1 pseudogene is annotated in these 209 nt (G+C 54.5%); it reads right to left on the bottom strand.

From position 1 onward, the window contains the following. A pseudogene (locus HMPREF3057_RS05250) lies at positions 1-209 on the bottom strand (hypothetical protein); the annotation flags it as partial.

Here is a 209-nt window from a genome sequence, read left to right as displayed (position 1 = left end):
ATGGCACTTGGGCGTTGTCCTGTCCAGGCTTCTTGGAGGGAAGCCACTTCCTGACGTAGGTTGTTGAGGACTTGGGTATCATTAGCTCCATAAACTGAGAGTGCCAGCTGGATCACATCCACTTCTTCCCGCTTCATAAGGGCACGGCCCTTGATGTCTTCCATAGTCATAGCGAGTGGCGTAGAGCCCACGATGGCCCGCACTTCACC

The sequence above is a fragment of the Streptococcus sp. HMSC072D05 genome (assembly GCF_001815805.1).
Lineage (GTDB): Bacteria > Bacillota > Bacilli > Lactobacillales > Streptococcaceae > Streptococcus.
This window is presented reverse-complemented; position numbering and strand designations above follow the sequence as displayed.